Here is a 14,770-nt window from a genome sequence, read left to right as displayed (position 1 = left end):
GACTATAATCCTGCCCGTAAAAATTTTGGTTCTTCAAGTGTAAGAATAAGAGATATTCTATGTGTGTCCGGCAGCCGGTCAATCTCTGATGCACTAAATCTTGCAAATGAATAATCGAGATTTAATTTAGGCAGCTTAATACCGGCACCTACAGTAAATTGTTTAACATCATTGTAGCCGGCACGTACAGCTATCAGGTTTCGGAAGTTATATTCAAAACCAGCGTGAGCATCAAAACTAACCGGACCAATGTTAAACTGTGACGCATATCTTCTGTTTTCGAATCTTATATCAAAATCCAAAGCCGGTGTAAATTTACCTCCCCAAAATTCTAATACATAAGAGGCACCTACTTTAGCTGTGGGTGAGACTAATTCGTTTAACCCTGTATCCCAGGCAAGAAGTGTTGTTGTAACATCCTGAATATTTGCACCAACATAAAAGTCTTTATAAGGTGAGTATAGAGCGCCAACATCAAACCCAATTCCATAAGCACTTGCGATATCCCCAAAACTCCTGCTAATGATTTTTACATTAGCGCCATAATAAAAATCAGAAGTATGGCGTTTTGCAAAAGTCAGATAGATGGCATAGTCCTGATTGCTGAACTCTGTTATCAGGTTTCGGTCAAGTACGTCATCATTAATATCAAGAATTCCGTCGCCGTTCCTGTCAACAAGTGCGTTCCTGGTATCGGGAATTCCGTCAACAGCAAGGCGCATAATACTAAGTCCAAAACTCATATCTTCTTTAAAAGGGATTCCAAGTGCAACGTAATCATAATTTACAAGGTCACCGAATTGTTCAGCATGCATAAGAGATATTTGAGGATAATTCAAATTAGCCAGACCTGATGGATTATAGTATGAAGCGGTTACATCATTTGCTACTCCTGTAAATGCACCACCCATTCCAAGAGCTCTGCTTCCAACACCGATTGCCATAAACTCGCCGGCATATTTTCGAATAACGGTTTGTGAATTAGACATTGAACTTAGTGCAATAACAAACAACAGCACCAGTGAAAGCGAGTATTTAAAGATCGATGTATTTTTACCCATTAAATGGCTCCGGTTTAGATTTATTTTCAATAAACGGTGGGAAAAAATTGATAATTTGATTCTGAAAGTCAAGGCTAATTTTGTGTGAGACAAGTGCATCAATTAAGCCCCGATTTATTTATGACCGGGGCTAAAATTTTATTTTGCTTTTCCCTGGTTGGCAACTGCCGCCGCTGCTTTTGCAATTTCCTCCTGGTCACCGAGATAATAATGTTTTATTGGTTTAAGGTTTGCATCAAGTTCATAAACCAATGGAATACCTGTTGGAATATTTAACTCAACAATTTCTGAATCAGGAATGTTATCAAGATATTTTACAAGAGCTCTTAAACTGTTACCGTGAGCGGTTATCAAAACTTTTTTCCCGGATTTTACCATTGGCGCAATAGTACCTTCCCAGTAAGGAACGAAACGGGCAACTGTATCTTTTAAACATTCTGTTAGAGGAAGTTCAGTTTCGTTTAGATCCGCATACCTTCTATCTTTTCCCGGATAACGTTCATCAGTTTTTTCTAATACAGGCGGCGGTGTGTCATAACTTCTTCTCCAGATCTTTACCTGGTCTTCACCAAATTTTTCTGCGGTTTCAGCTTTGTTTAATCCCTGCAATGCGCCGTAATGTCTTTCATTCAATCTCCAGTTACGGATTACGGGAATCCACATCAAATCCATTCCGTCCAATGTTAACCACAAAGTTCTTATCGCTCTTTTTAATACGGAAGTATAAGTTATGTCAAAAGTGTAACCTTCTGATTTTAAAACTTCAGCAGCTTTTTTTGCTTCGCCGATTCCTTTTTCTGAAAGATCAACATCTGTCCAGCCGGTGAACCTGTTTTCTTTATTCCATGAACTTTCTCCATGACGGAGTAATACAACTTTATACATCATTTCTCCTGATTATTCTATTATTACTTTACACAAAATTTTTCCACATCAAAAATAGAAATACACAATAGCTATTGCAATATGGAATGCGGATTATCTGATCAGTCAAGAAAGGGAAGTTCAGTGATTTTTATTCTGAATTTTTCAGGTGTGTTTTGAAGTTTCTTCAGCGTGTAGCTATAAAATACTATGGACGTTGTACCTCTTGCAATTTCGGCCAATGAATTTTTATTTGTGATACGGTAAATAAAATCGCAGCCGTTTCTTTCAATGTTTGGAACAGACACATCAATTATTATTTCATCGCCGTAAAAACCCTGTGAAGTATAATTGATGTGACAATCAGTCATCATAATACCCGTGCCTTCTACATCCGATTCAGCATAACCTAATGAACCAAGAAAACGTATCCTTGCTTCATGCATAATTGAAAGTACTGAATCGTTGCCAAGATGCCCGCCATAGTTAATATCAGTTACCCTGATTTTCATTTCAGTTTTGAATTGAAATTTATCCGGCAGTAATATTTTTATTCTTCCCATATTTATTCCAGTTTCTTTTGAAATCTTGATGCACTTAAAATAAGAATTGAAATCCCCATAAGCAGAAGCATTAACGCTTCAAACCAAAGATCAGCAAAACCTAATCCCTTCAGTATCACACCACGGATTATAATAAAAAAATATTTTAATGGGATGATGTAAGAAATATATTGAAGTATCTCCGGCATGTTTTCAACAGGAAATGCAAACCCTGCTAAGAACACCATCGGCATCATCACTGCGAAAATTGCGATCATCATTGCCTGCTGCTGGTTCTTTGATATTGTTGAAACAAATAAACCAAGTCCAAGTGTCGAGAGGATATAAAGAAACGCCGACATAAAAAGAAAAGTTATACTTCCTTTTACAGGGATGTTAAAAATTAATGTCATCGCGGTAAGGACAATTATAACAGCAGCAAAACCGAGTACTACAAACGGTACAAGTTTTCCTATGATTATCTGGTAAGGTTTTAACGGTGTAACTATCAACTGTTCCATTGTTCCGATTTCTTTTTCTTTAACAACCGCAAGTGATGTAAGCAGCATCGTAATTATACTTAACAGCAGACCTACAATTCCCGGAACCATAAAATTTCTTGTCTTTAAAGTCGGGTTGTACCATACGCGTGTTTCCGGATTTATACTGCCGACAGGTTTAACCAATCGTCCGGACTTTTGCATGATTTGTGTTGAAATGTTCTGTGAATACTTTACAATTATTGACCTCATATATCCCGATGCTATTGATGCGGTGTTACCGTCAGAACCATCGAAAATGGCTTGTACAAATGCTGTTTCATTGCGATTAATTTTTTCTTCAAAATCAGATGGAATGACAATAGCCGCAATTACTTTTCCGTTGTCGAGTGATGAAGTTATATCATCATAATTATCTGCATATCTTTTTACGCTGAAATAACCGGATGATGTAAACCTTTCAACAAATTCCCTTGATGCTTCAGATTTATTCTGATCATAGACGATCAACTTTACATTTTCAACATCAAGGTTAGCTGCGTATCCTAAAAATACAAGTTGTATAACAGGGGCTACGAGAATTATCCCGAACATTTTCGGGTCACGTTTGAATTGTAAAAATTCTTTTTTAATAAAATGAAGTATCTGTTTCATGTCGCACTTGTTTTCTTCTTGTTGATTACTGTGCCTAATAAAATTAAAACCGAACCGAAAAGTATCATATATAATACCTGGTCATAAAATGTCTCAATGCCGACTCCTTTAAGCATAATGTTTCTTAGAATAACAAGAAAAAATTTTGTCGGATTTATGTTTGTAATTACCTGGATCACTACGGGCATATTGTCAATCGGGAAAATGAATCCTGATAAAATCAGAGAAGGAAGTAATGAAAAAAATGTTGCGAACGTAAAGGCAACCTGCTGCGAGTTAGCAATTGCGGAAATAAAAATTCCCATCGAGGTTGACGCAAATAAAAATATTAATGTAGTCAGGAATAAAAGAATTAGACTTCCTTTTACTTCAACACCAAACAGGAAGTAACTTGCAAGCAAGATAAAACCAGCATTAACAAATGATATAATAAGGTATGGGGTTATTTTTCCTATAAGCAAAGAAAGCGAATGAAGCGGCGATACATTCAATTGTTCAATTGTTCCTCTTTCTTTTTCTCTTACAATAGAAAGGGAAACAGAGATGACAGCAATAATAATTAGTATCATTGCAATCAGTCCGGGGACCAGGAATTTAGCAGTTTCAAGTGAAGGATTGTACCAGAATACGGGTTCAAAACTTACAGGCACTGGAAGATCAGTCCCATACTTTGTAAGTATTGATTGCGCGAATTTTCCGCTGAAAGAAAATGTTGCCGCGTTAACAAAGTTTTGTATTGTTGTTGCTGTTGTGCCTTCAACACCGTCAATAAGATATTGAATAGAGGCATCCTGACCTGAGTAAAGTTTTTTTGAAAAATCCTTCGGGATAACTACAACACATTGGGCATTTTTATCATCAAGATACTTGTTGATTTCGCTATGATCATTTATGTAAGCGACGATATTAAAATATTCCGAACTACTTAGGGAGTTAAGGATTTCCCTGCTAATGTCTGATCTATCCTGATCATAAACTGCAAGCTTAATATTTTTTATATCGAAGTTAACAGCGTATCCGAATAACACAAGAAGCATTACAGGAAAGAAAAAGATCACGAATAAAAGCCTGTGGTCGCGCTTGAGCTGTCTTACTTCTTTTTTTATTACTGCAAATAATTTTGTAAACATCATCATTAATATTTTTTGTCAACTAATTTTATAAATACATCTTCAAGAGTGGGGGAGATTTCGTCTATCCTGTTTATTTGTATTGATGCTTTTGACAGGGATTGTTTTATCTGTTCAATATTATGGAAATTGTCATTCACACCGATGTGAATATTGTTGCCGAATATGCTTGTCTCATCAACAAAATTTTCTTTAGCAAGTATTTCCAGAGCGTCAACAACGCGTTCACATTCAACTTCCATGATTTTGTTTTTGATAAACTCGGTTTTTAATTCTTTCGGATTTCCTTCTGCTACAAGCTTTCCTGCGTTGATAAGAATTATGTTATTGCAGAACTCGGCTTCTTCAAGATAGTGAGTTGTTACAAAAACAGTAGTTCCATCCGATGATAAACGGTTTATAAGATCCCAGAAATTTCTCCGTGAAATTGGATCAACTCCGCTTGTAGGTTCATCGAGAAAAACAATTTCAGGTCTATGAATAACCGCTGTACCAAGTGCAAGTCTCTGTTTTATTCCGCCCGGTAAAGAATCGGTTAAAACATTTTCTTTCCCTTCAAGATCAGCAATTGATAAAACCCATTTTTTTCTTTCTTTCAGTTCACCATTATCTAATCCATATACGCCGCCAAAGAAGTTTATATTTTCTTCAACGGTGAGATCATTGTAAAGAGAAAACCTTTGAGACATATACCCGATATTCTTTTTTACTTTATCGGCTTCATTCATTATACTGTAACCGCCAACAAGCGCGTCACCAGATGTCGGTGATAGTATCCCGCATAACATTCTTATAGTTGTAGATTTTCCGGCACCATTCGCACCAAGAAATCCAAACACTTCGCCCTTCTTAACTGTGAATGAAACATTATCAACAGAAATAAAACTGCCGAATTTTTTTGTCAAATCTTTTACGTCAATGCTATTCATATTTATCTATTGGTAATTGTTCTATTGTCTCATTGCTATATTGTATTGAAAGTAACTCACACTTGATGGATTGAACCGTCAATAAATTTTTCTACCTGTGGCTCTCTCCAATTTTACTTTTGAAATTTGGAAACCCACCAACGCTGAAATCAGATTAGTCTCTGCTTCAAGCTGGTATGTTTGTGCATCAATCAGATCAGAACTGCTTGCAACCTGTGAGTTGTATTTTTCTTTTGTCAATCTGTAATTCTCGTCTGCCTGTTCCACACTTTTACGTGCAACTTCAACTTTCTTTATTGATTTAACATAATTGAGATACTCACGTGTGACTTCAATTTCAATTGATTCTTTTAACTGTGCTAAGTTTGTTTCAGTCTGAAGTTTTATCTCTTCAGCTTGTGTGGTTTGTGAAGAGGTATAACCCCAGTTCCACAAATCCCAGTTTAATGTTACACCAGCGTCCCACGAATCTTTAAATTCATTCTTTATTGGCATAATCCGTTGATTGGGATTATTGTAGTAAGCGTTGCCAAACAAATAGATTGAAGGGAACCAGCCTGCATTCGCCGCTGAAACCAATTCATCACTTGCTTTAACACGATTGGAAATAGATTTTATTTCATCCCTGTTTTTATTGGCTTCGAGTAATAAATCACTAATTAAAAATTTTTCGGGCAGGGGATTTATTTCGTTCACTTTTAATTCCGGAGATGCATCTAATTCTAATCCAATTACTCTGTTAAAATTAATTCGTGCCAGATCCAGATTACTTTCTGCTTCAATTAATTTTAGTTCGAGTGAAGAATATTGAACTTCAAGTTTAAGCACATCATTCATAGTAGCGAGACCATTATCAAGGAAATTTTTTGTATCGGCAAGATGCTGATTAATAGAAATTAACTGTTCTTTAATGAGCACTGCAATCTGTTGTGAATTATAAAAATTCCAGAATGATTCATATATCTGCACAGCGTAGTTATTAATAGCGGCATTGTATTCAAGATTTGCAGCTTCATAATTATACTCCGCAGAATTTTTTAACGAACTTAACCTGAAGCCTGTAAACAAAGGCTGCTGTAGTGATAGCTTGAAAGAATAATTGTTAAGGATAACATCCTGGATTTTTATTGGTGATGGAGAAAACGGGACGATCACTTCAAACGGCGGAACATCACTTAGTCTTGTGTAAGACGCTGAGAATTTTAACTGCGGCAGCATCTGTGAACCGACCTCGGTAATTTTTGCATCAGCATATTTTGTTTTTGATTTTGAAATGACTAAGTCCTTACTATTCTTTAAACCTAATTGCAGACTTTCTTCAAGTGTTAGTGATTGTGCCATCACACAACCTGAAAGCACTATTGCAAAAAAAATATATTTCATCTTAATTCCTTTACATTACTATCATTAATCTTTGTTGTTTCTTTTTTAACAAGGTGAATAAACACATTTTCAAGTGAGGGTGGAATTACTCTGCTGCTTGTTATGCTTATTCCATTTGATGTAAGCAGTGATTTTATTTTATCAAATTCTTTGTTGTGATCTTTAAACATCAGGTTGATGCGGTCGCCAAAAATCTGCGCTTCAATTTCTTTTTCATTTCTTAAAAGTTCATAAGCACTTTTTATATCACTGCATATTATTTCAAGTGTACTACGTTCAATTGATTTTTTAATTGATGATGGAGTATCGGCGGTAATAATTTTTCCGTTGTTCATCAAAGCAACCCTGTTGCATCTTTCTGCTTCATCCAGATAGGGTGTAGTCATAAAAATTGTGATCCCATCCTTTTGAAGATCAGAAAGTATTTTCCAGAAGTCGCGTCTCGATACCGGATCAACACCGGTAGTAGGTTCATCAAGGAAAAGAATTTTTGGCGTATGAATTAAACTGCAGGCAAGCGCGAGTTTTTGTTTCATTCCTCCTGATAATTTTTCTGCAAGCCTTTTTCTGAATGCAGTCAGTCTTGTAAATGAAAGAAGTTCATCTCTTCGTTGTTTAAAATTCTTTACATCATGTATATCCGCGAAGAATTCAATGTTCTCATCTATTGAAAGATCACCATATAAGCTGAACTTTTGTGAAAGGTAGCCAATCTGGTTTTGTACATCTTTCCTGTTTTTTGTTATGTCAAGATCAAGAATGGTTACGACTCCTTTATCCGGTTTAAGAAGTCCGCACACTACTCTTATTGTTGTTGTTTTACCAGCGCCATCCGGTCCGACAAGTCCGAACATCTCACCTTGTTTTACATTTAAAGAAATTCCGTTAACTGCGGCTGCTTCCGGATAACTTTTATGAAGTTCTTCTATGTTTATTGCAAGTTTCATTGACGTGTAATTCACAATTTGATTAAAGCATCAGCAGGCATGCCGGTTTTTAGTTCGTAGTTTTTGTTGTCAATTTTCACTTTGACTGCAAAAACCAGTTTTGTTCTTTCCTCTTTTGTCTGAATATTTTTTGGAGTGAATTCTGCTTCAGGTGAAATGAAAACTATTTTACCTTCAAAAATTTTTTCCGGGTATGAGTCAACATTTACATCAACTTTTTGTTCCAGTTTAACTTTGCCTAACTCAGTCTCGGAGATATAAAGAATCAAATCAACTGTACTCAAATCGGATACTTTAAATAGTGACGATAACATTCCGGCAGTTTCGCCAGCTTCAATAAATTGTTTTACTATGATTCCGTCTGTTGGCGAATTAACATAACAGTCAGCTAAACTTTTTTTAACCATTTCTAAAGCTGCTTTTAGCCGGCTGACATTTGCTTCAGCTTGCTTTAGTTCCTCAGGTCTTGCAAGGTTTGTAATTTTCTTATAGTTCTGTTTTGCTGAATTAAATTGTGCAAGCGATACATCATATCTTGTTATTGCATCATCATATTGTTTCTTCGTGATGGCTTTTGACTTATACAGATTCTCAAACCGTTCTTTATCCTTTTCAGCAGAATTAAAATTCAACTCAGCCTGGTTCAACATTTCCTGTGTCTGCTGAATGTCCTCACGTCTTGCACCGTTTTTTAGAAGCTGATACTGTGCTTCGGCGGCAGTTAATGCTGCTGCGGCTTCCTCAAGTTTTAACTGATACGTAATAGGATCGATAACTATTATTGTATCTCCAGCTTTTACTTTTTCACCTTCGTCTTTTAAGAGTTGTAAAACTTTCCCGCTTACCTGTGAGCTGACAACTATAGTAGTTGTTTCAATATTTCCGGAAACTTCAATTGTATTTCCATCATTACCATTGCCGCATGAGTAAAGCGTCAATATCATTCCCATAAGAAATAATCTTATTACTTTTTTCATTGTATTACCTTACTGAATATTTTATCGAATTGTTTTTTACCTTTTTGTGTCAGTATCCCGTTGAATAAAATTTCAAATGAATGCTGAAAAGCTTCTTTGTAGTTGAACTTCTGATAGAATAGAAAATCCGGATTTACAATTGACCTGATTGAGTTAACGAACAGATAAATAATAAGCTCGGCAGGTTTATCTATTATCATTCCTTCAGTTTGCCCCTGGCGGATAATATTACCAAGCACTGCGAAGGCTTTTTTAGTTCTGAATTCATCTATCTTTTCCCAAAGGTCAGGAGTATGGATTTTAATGTCCTTAATCCAGTTATCACTCAATCTCATTGCTATTGAACCCATTATCTCAAAAAGTTTTAAAGCCTTTGTTAGCGAAGTTTCGTTCGCATCCATCACAGATTCTATTCTTGAACTTGCTGAAGTGATAAAATTAGATATTACAGCTTCAACCAATTCCTCTTTTGTAGAAAAGAATTTGTAAATGGTTTTTTTACTTATGTGAAGGTCAGAAGCTATTCTGTCCATGGAGATTTTGAAAAATCCATCGCGGAGAAAAACCTCTGAGGCAAAATTTACTATCCTTATTTTTTCAGGATTCTGATCTTCACTGGTTATTTTTAATTTTTTCATTGGAAACTATAATCGTTTATTTAGTTTCCAACTTACATGATGGAAACTAAAAAGTCAATAGTCAGTTTCCACTATTTTTGAAAAGATTGATTTGCTGTTAAAAAATATTTGGCTAAATTTCTTAAAAATCGGGAGGGTAACATGAGAATGTCAGTTGTTTCAGTACTAATTTTTCTCTTATCATATAGTTTGTCGGCTCAGGCTAAAATTGAAGAAGATATAACCACCACTCTGCAAAATGCAAAGAAGGGTATTTATTGGGCTTTGTCGAACATTCCAACAAAAAAAGCTAAAGTAGAAAAGTCAATTATCGCGGAGGACAAACTTATCGCCAAGGTTAAAGTAACCAGAGAATTGTTTGGCGTTAAGATTGAATCCACCGGATACTACCTCACAAACGAACTTACAATTGTACTTTACAGATCAAGTGACCGCCTGCTAAAAGACGGGTATATAAGAAAAGGTGATCTTGAGGTTTACTCAGAAGACGAGTAGTCAGAAAAATTATTTCTTGACTTAGAAAATTTATTTTCGTAAATCTGTAACAAACATTACATCATATTATCACTATGTAAGCAGAATTACAGATGAACCATCCTGAAATAATAGATTTGTTCATAGAAATAACCAGCATAAATGCACTTTCCGCTAATGAAAAACCACTTGCAGGGCATATCAAACTGTACCTTGAAAAATATGACTACGAATTAACAGAAGACGATTCCCGTCAATTTACCGGAAGTAATAGTGGAAATTTAATTTGTAAAGTTGGAACCGGCGGTAATATGGTCTTACTGTCGCATCTGGATACTGCACGGCCCACCGAACACGTAAGACCAATCATTAAAGATGATCGTATAGTTTCTTCAGGTGATACTGTACTTGGAGTTGATAACCGGGCGGGTGTTTCTACCCTGCTATATACACTAAAGAAGATTGCACTGGAAAAAATTCCTGTTAAAGATTTTACAGTAGCGTTTACTACATGCGAAGAAACAACTTTGTTTGGGTCTAAACATCTCGGTCTAAATGAGGAGATAAAAAAAGGATTTATTTTTGATTCAGGTTATAGACCGGGTAGTTTTATTTACTCAGCCTGTGGTGCCATGGGATTTAAAATAAAAATAATTGGGAAAGCATCTCATTCCGGTATTGCACCTGAAAAAGGAATCAACTCTATGAAGATTGCAGCAAAAGCAATCAGCAAACTTCCTCTCGGTAGAATTGATGATGAGACAACCATGAATGTCGGGTTACTTAAAAGTGGTTCTGCTGTAAATGTTATTCCTGAACTAACTGAATTAGAAGGTGAAGTAAGATCATTCAATCTTAAAAAAGCTGAAGATTACTTTAACTTGCTTGTTAAAATATTTAAAGAAGAATGTGAATCAGCTAAAGCAAAAATTGAAATCGACCATTTTTGGGATTTCATGCCTTATACAATTCCTGAAACATCTGAGGTTTATAAAGAAACAGTAAACGTACTAAACAAAGTAGGGCTGACTCCTATACCTAAAATTTCACTTGGCGGCAGTGATGCCAACTCACTTAATGCAAGAGGTATTGAATCAGTTAATCTTGGTATCGGGGCACAAAATCCTCACTCAAATGATGAATTCATTTTCATCGAAGACCTTGTTAAATCAACAGAAATTGCTCTTGAACTTGTTAAGAAAGATTAGTCAAAATGAAAAAAATAATACTTATAATTTTTGTCTTTCTATTCAGCACATTTATTGCATTTACACAATCCAGGGGAAAACTTGTAATAGTTGGCGGGGTTCAAACAACTGAAATTATTAAAAAGTTTGTTGAACTTGCAGGCGGTTCAAACGCAAAAATAATGATTATCCCTAACGCAGGTTCAGAACCTGTTGAGAATAGTGAAATACAAAAACAGGAGTTTGCTGAACTTGGTGCGTCTTCCGATTACTTAATATTTACAAGAGCAACAGCTGACGATGAAATCAACTTGAAAAAGATGAATGAAGTTAATGCAGTATTTTTTCTCGGCGGTGATCAGAGTGATCTAACCAGAGACATGCTCGGAACAAAATTACTTCAGAAAGTTTTTGATATTTATAATAACGGCGGAGTTGTTGGCGGCAGCAGTGCGGGTGCTGCAGTTATGAGTGAAGTCATGATAACCGGTAATGAATTGGTTAATAAAGATTCTACCGTTTCATTTGTTACTATAGATAAAGGTAATGTTGAAACAAAAACAGGTTTTGGTTTTTTGAAGAATGTTATCATCGATCAGCACTTTCTGAAAAGAAAAAGACACAACCGGACAATCGCTTCATTGATCGAACATCCTGATCTATTCGGGATAGCGATAGACGAATCAACTTCAATAATTGTTTATCCCGACGACACATTTGAAGTTTTGGGAAGCAACCAGGTTTTAGTTTACGATCCGACTGATGGAAATGACATCCGTGAAGATAAAAAAGGCAATCTTGGTATAAGTGATATGAAACTCCATGTATTAATCAGCGGAGATAAATTTGATATGAAAACCAAACAAGTAATTAAATGAGTGAGACAAAAAAGAAATTTAAGTTTCGGGTCCCGAATACCTACTTACTGATTTTTTCTTTGCTGGTATTGATTGCAGCAATGACCTGGATTATTCCCGGCGGTAAATATGAAAGAACAACCGTCAATTCTAGAGAAGTAGTTGTCCAGAATTCTTTCAAATATATTGAGAATGAACCCCAGGGAGTTGTAGATCTATTTACATCCCCGCTAAAAGGATTTATTGAAGCTGCACATATAATCGGTTTTATTTTAATTGTCGGCGGTGCGTTTAATGTACTTGCCAAAACTGATGCAATTAATGCTGTGATTAATAAACTTGCCAAAGCTCATCAATCATCCGATCTTCTTCGAAAACTTTTTATACCTACGTTGATTTTATTATTCTCACTCGGCGGTGCAACATTTGGAATGAATGAAGAAATAATTCCATTTGTATTGATAATCGTTCCGATATGTTTAGCGCTTGGTTATGATTCAATTGTTGGAGTCGCGATTCCACTTGTAGGCGCACACGTTGGATTCGCAAGTGCATTTCTTAATCCATTCAATGTGGGTATAGCGCAGGGTATTGCCGATGTTCCGATGTTTTCCGGGATCGGTTACAGGGTTATTTCATGGGCAATCTCAACTGCCGCTGCTATTTTATTTCTTCTGTATTATGTAAAACGATTATCAAAGAATCCCAAAATCAGTCCTACATTTATTCAGGATGAAGAAAGACGGAAGAGTGAACACTTCGAATCTTTATATAATAATTCATCTTCACTGACCTTAAGACATAAACTTGTACTGTTAACTTTTGTGTTGTCATTGGTGATGCTTGTTGTTGGCGTTATAGAACTCGGCTGGTTCATCGAAGAAATTTCGGCTATGTTTCTGGTAATGGGAATTATTGTGGGAATAATCGGGTCACTTAAAACCGATGACTTGATTAAAGCCTTTATTGAGGGTGCTAGAGATCTTGTTGGTACAGCATTGATTGTTGCACTTGCGCGTGCAACTCTTGTTATTTCGAGAGACGGGCAGATCATCGATACAATACTCTATGAACTTTCGCCTTATATCCAATCTTCATCTCCAATATTCGCATCACAAAAGATGTTTATTGTTCAGGCAATAATAAATTTCTTCGTTCATTCAGGAAGTGGACAGGCAGCACTGACAATGCCTATAATGGCACCGCTTGCTGATCTTGCTGGTGTGTCAAGACAAACTGCAATTCTTGCTTTTCAATTTGGTGAATACACAAATATTATTATTCCGACTTCTGCCGTTACAATGGGTGCTTTATCAATGGCGCGTGTTCCCTGGGAACGCTGGGCTAAGTGGGTAATCCCGCTTCAGATTATTTTAATGTTACTTGGATTGTTACTGCTCATCCCGCCAAATTTAATGGGATGGCAATGAGTTTTAATTAATAATCTATTAATCAAAAGGAGAGGTTAGTCATGAAAAATTCTCTACTGGTTCTTTTACTAATGGTATTCTTTGTTGGTATAATTCAGCAAAGAACTATTGCCCAGGTTACATTCGGTACCGGAACTATAAACGTACGGGTTGATGATTATGGTGCAATTAGGATCTTCACAACTGAGGGAGTAGATACTCTGCAACATATAAACAGAATTTCATTAATAGTTGCAGGAAACCAGGGACAGGTTCTTGAATATTGGAATGATCTTGGTTGGGTAACTGAAACGGCACTAAATCCTAATCCGACTTTGAGTGATTTTGAAGTTACAGGAGTATATGACAATTCTTTTTCAGGTGCGCCTCCTGACTTTTTAATCGAACAAAGTGTATACGGCTGGAATAATGAAAGTTACTGCCTTGTTAAATGTATATTGACAAACCGCGAAACTACTGCAATGCCAATGCAGGCAGGGCTGGATGTTGTGCAATATGTGGATTTTACATGGGAAGAAGATAAAATATTTTATGATCTGACTAATAACATACTAACCCAATTTGAGAACCACTACATCGGAATAAAATTTTTATCAGAACAAACCACATCAGGTCAGGTGTTTGAATGGTTTGATGGTTATGAATTGTTGGACACACTTTATTATAACATGATGAATGCAGGAACTTTTTCGACTGACACACTTACAACAGATGCTGATGGCGGTGTAGGAATTTTAGGCGGCGAGCATTCAAACATCCAACCTGCAGCTACAAAGACTGTTTATTTTGCTGTGGCAGTCGGTGGAAATCATAATGATATGCTGGCAAATATGCAGCTTGCACTTCAAAAATATAATCAGCTAACTTCTGTTGAATCTGATTTGAATAATGTACCGGGAGATTTTGTCCTTGAGCAGAATTATCCTAATCCGTTCAACCCATCAACACAAATTACATTTGGATTACCTGAAAGATCAGATGTTGTACTGAAAGTGTTTAACGCACTCGGTGAACAGGTTGCAGAACTCGTTAACGAAACTCTTGAAGCCGGAACACACCATTATAATTTTGACGCTGCAAATCTTAGTTCGGGAGTTTACATTTATTCAATGCAGACAGACGGAAAAATGATCACAAAGAAAATGACAGTAATTAAATAATAAAAATTTTATAAGGCTCACAGTAATACGTGAGCCT

15 protein-coding genes are annotated in these 14,770 nt (G+C 36.1%); 5 read left to right on the top strand and 10 right to left on the bottom strand.

Annotated elements, in window-relative coordinates:
• Nucleotides 1-2: 2 nt before the first annotated feature.
• From IPM56_13555 to IPM56_13510, 10 genes are all read right to left on the bottom strand, one after another.
• Nucleotides 3-1,061, bottom strand: a complete 1,059-nt coding sequence (locus tag IPM56_13555; GenBank protein QQS35265.1) for a PorV/PorQ family protein — start codon at nucleotides 1,059-1,061, stop codon at nucleotides 3-5.
• 138 nt (nucleotides 1,062-1,199) lie between these two features.
• Nucleotides 1,200-1,946 (bottom strand): 2,3-diphosphoglycerate-dependent phosphoglycerate mutase, encoded by a 747-nt coding sequence (gene gpmA / locus IPM56_13550; protein ID QQS35264.1) that lies wholly within the window; start codon nucleotides 1,944-1,946, stop codon nucleotides 1,200-1,202.
• Between the two features lie 101 nt (nucleotides 1,947-2,047).
• The gene (locus tag IPM56_13545) at nucleotides 2,048-2,488 is read right to left on the bottom strand and encodes an acyl-CoA thioesterase (GenBank protein QQS35263.1); all 441 of its coding nucleotides are present in this window, start codon (nucleotides 2,486-2,488) and stop codon (nucleotides 2,048-2,050) included.
• Nucleotides 2,489-2,490: 2 nt separating this feature from the next.
• A complete protein-coding gene (locus tag IPM56_13540; protein ID QQS35262.1) occupies nucleotides 2,491-3,621 on the bottom strand; it encodes an ABC transporter permease in 1,131 nt (376 codons plus the stop codon).
• On the bottom strand, nucleotides 3,618-4,751 hold the full coding sequence (locus IPM56_13535; GenBank protein QQS38313.1) for an ABC transporter permease: 1,134 nt from the start codon (nucleotides 4,749-4,751) through the stop codon (nucleotides 3,618-3,620). Before IPM56_13535 ends, IPM56_13540 begins: the two co-directional genes overlap by 4 nt.
• A gap of 5 nt (nucleotides 4,752-4,756) precedes the next feature.
• Entirely contained in the window at nucleotides 4,757-5,680 is a 924-nt protein-coding gene (locus IPM56_13530) for an ABC transporter ATP-binding protein (GenBank protein QQS35261.1), read from the bottom strand.
• Between the two features lie 78 nt (nucleotides 5,681-5,758).
• Nucleotides 5,759-7,063 (bottom strand): TolC family protein, encoded by a 1,305-nt coding sequence (locus IPM56_13525; GenBank protein QQS35260.1) that lies wholly within the window; start codon nucleotides 7,061-7,063, stop codon nucleotides 5,759-5,761.
• On the bottom strand, nucleotides 7,060-8,010 hold the full coding sequence (locus IPM56_13520) for an ABC transporter ATP-binding protein (GenBank protein QQS35259.1): 951 nt from the start codon (nucleotides 8,008-8,010) through the stop codon (nucleotides 7,060-7,062). The genes IPM56_13525 and IPM56_13520 overlap by 4 nt, the downstream gene beginning before the upstream one ends.
• An 11-nt stretch (nucleotides 8,011-8,021) precedes the next feature.
• A complete protein-coding gene (locus IPM56_13515; protein QQS35258.1) occupies nucleotides 8,022-8,987 on the bottom strand; it encodes an efflux RND transporter periplasmic adaptor subunit in 966 nt (321 codons plus the stop codon).
• Entirely contained in the window at nucleotides 8,984-9,625 is a 642-nt protein-coding gene (locus tag IPM56_13510) for a TetR/AcrR family transcriptional regulator (protein ID QQS35257.1), read from the bottom strand. Before IPM56_13510 ends, IPM56_13515 begins: the two co-directional genes overlap by 4 nt.
• A gap of 147 nt (nucleotides 9,626-9,772) precedes the next feature.
• Between IPM56_13510 and IPM56_13505 the strand changes: the two genes are divergently transcribed.
• The 5 genes from IPM56_13505 (at nucleotide 9,773) to IPM56_13485 (ending at nucleotide 14,733) form a co-directional block, all read left to right on the top strand.
• Entirely contained in the window at nucleotides 9,773-10,120 is a 348-nt protein-coding gene (locus IPM56_13505; GenBank protein QQS35256.1) for a hypothetical protein, read from the top strand.
• Nucleotides 10,121-10,212: 92 nt separating this feature from the next.
• A complete protein-coding gene (locus IPM56_13500) occupies nucleotides 10,213-11,307 on the top strand; it encodes a M20/M25/M40 family metallo-hydrolase (protein ID QQS35255.1) in 1,095 nt (364 codons plus the stop codon).
• 5 nt (nucleotides 11,308-11,312) lie between these two features.
• Nucleotides 11,313-12,164, top strand: a complete 852-nt coding sequence (locus tag IPM56_13495; GenBank protein ID QQS35254.1) for a cyanophycinase — start codon at nucleotides 11,313-11,315, stop codon at nucleotides 12,162-12,164.
• Nucleotides 12,161-13,573 carry a putative basic amino acid antiporter YfcC gene (gene yfcC, locus IPM56_13490; GenBank protein QQS35253.1) on the top strand — a complete coding sequence of 471 codons (1,413 nt, stop codon included), beginning with the start codon at nucleotides 12,161-12,163 and terminating at the stop codon, nucleotides 13,571-13,573. The genes IPM56_13495 and yfcC overlap by 4 nt, the downstream gene beginning before the upstream one ends.
• Before the next feature lie 41 nt (nucleotides 13,574-13,614).
• A complete protein-coding gene (locus IPM56_13485; protein QQS35252.1) occupies nucleotides 13,615-14,733 on the top strand; it encodes a T9SS type A sorting domain-containing protein in 1,119 nt (372 codons plus the stop codon).
• Nucleotides 14,734-14,770: the final 37 nt, after the last annotated feature.

The organism is Ignavibacteriales bacterium, from assembly GCA_016700155.1.
GTDB lineage: Bacteria > Bacteroidota > Ignavibacteria > Ignavibacteriales > Ignavibacteriaceae.
Note: the sequence above shows the minus strand (reverse complement) of the source record. Positions and strands in the feature narration are given on the sequence as shown.

What these genes read in the sequence shown, in the direction of transcription:
- IPM56_13555 (QQS35265.1), bottom strand. Translation starts at nt 1,061, where the DNA reads ATGGGTAAAAATACATCGATCTTTAAATACTCGCTTTCACTGGTGCTG.
- gpmA (QQS35264.1), bottom strand. Translation starts at nt 1,946, where the DNA reads ATGTATAAAGTTGTATTACTCCGTCATGGAGAAAGTTCATGGAATAAA.
- IPM56_13545 (QQS35263.1), bottom strand. Translation starts at nt 2,488, where the DNA reads ATGGGAAGAATAAAAATATTACTGCCGGATAAATTTCAATTCAAAACT.
- IPM56_13540 (QQS35262.1), bottom strand. Translation starts at nt 3,621, where the DNA reads ATGAAACAGATACTTCATTTTATTAAAAAAGAATTTTTACAATTCAAA.
- IPM56_13535 (QQS38313.1), bottom strand. Translation starts at nt 4,751, where the DNA reads ATGTTTACAAAATTATTTGCAGTAATAAAAAAAGAAGTAAGACAGCTC.
- IPM56_13530 (QQS35261.1), bottom strand. Translation starts at nt 5,680, where the DNA reads ATGAATAGCATTGACGTAAAAGATTTGACAAAAAAATTCGGCAGTTTT.
- IPM56_13525 (QQS35260.1), bottom strand. Translation starts at nt 7,063, where the DNA reads ATGAAATATATTTTTTTTGCAATAGTGCTTTCAGGTTGTGTGATGGCA.
- IPM56_13520 (QQS35259.1), bottom strand. Translation starts at nt 8,010, where the DNA reads ATGAAACTTGCAATAAACATAGAAGAACTTCATAAAAGTTATCCGGAA.
- IPM56_13515 (QQS35258.1), bottom strand. Translation starts at nt 8,987, where the DNA reads ATGAAAAAAGTAATAAGATTATTTCTTATGGGAATGATATTGACGCTT.
- IPM56_13510 (QQS35257.1), bottom strand. Translation starts at nt 9,625, where the DNA reads ATGAAAAAATTAAAAATAACCAGTGAAGATCAGAATCCTGAAAAAATA.
- IPM56_13505 (QQS35256.1), top strand. Translation starts at nt 9,773, where the DNA reads ATGTCAGTTGTTTCAGTACTAATTTTTCTCTTATCATATAGTTTGTCG.
- IPM56_13500 (QQS35255.1), top strand. Translation starts at nt 10,213, where the DNA reads ATGAACCATCCTGAAATAATAGATTTGTTCATAGAAATAACCAGCATA.
- IPM56_13495 (QQS35254.1), top strand. Translation starts at nt 11,313, where the DNA reads ATGAAAAAAATAATACTTATAATTTTTGTCTTTCTATTCAGCACATTT.
- yfcC (QQS35253.1), top strand. Translation starts at nt 12,161, where the DNA reads ATGAGTGAGACAAAAAAGAAATTTAAGTTTCGGGTCCCGAATACCTAC.
- IPM56_13485 (QQS35252.1), top strand. Translation starts at nt 13,615, where the DNA reads ATGAAAAATTCTCTACTGGTTCTTTTACTAATGGTATTCTTTGTTGGT.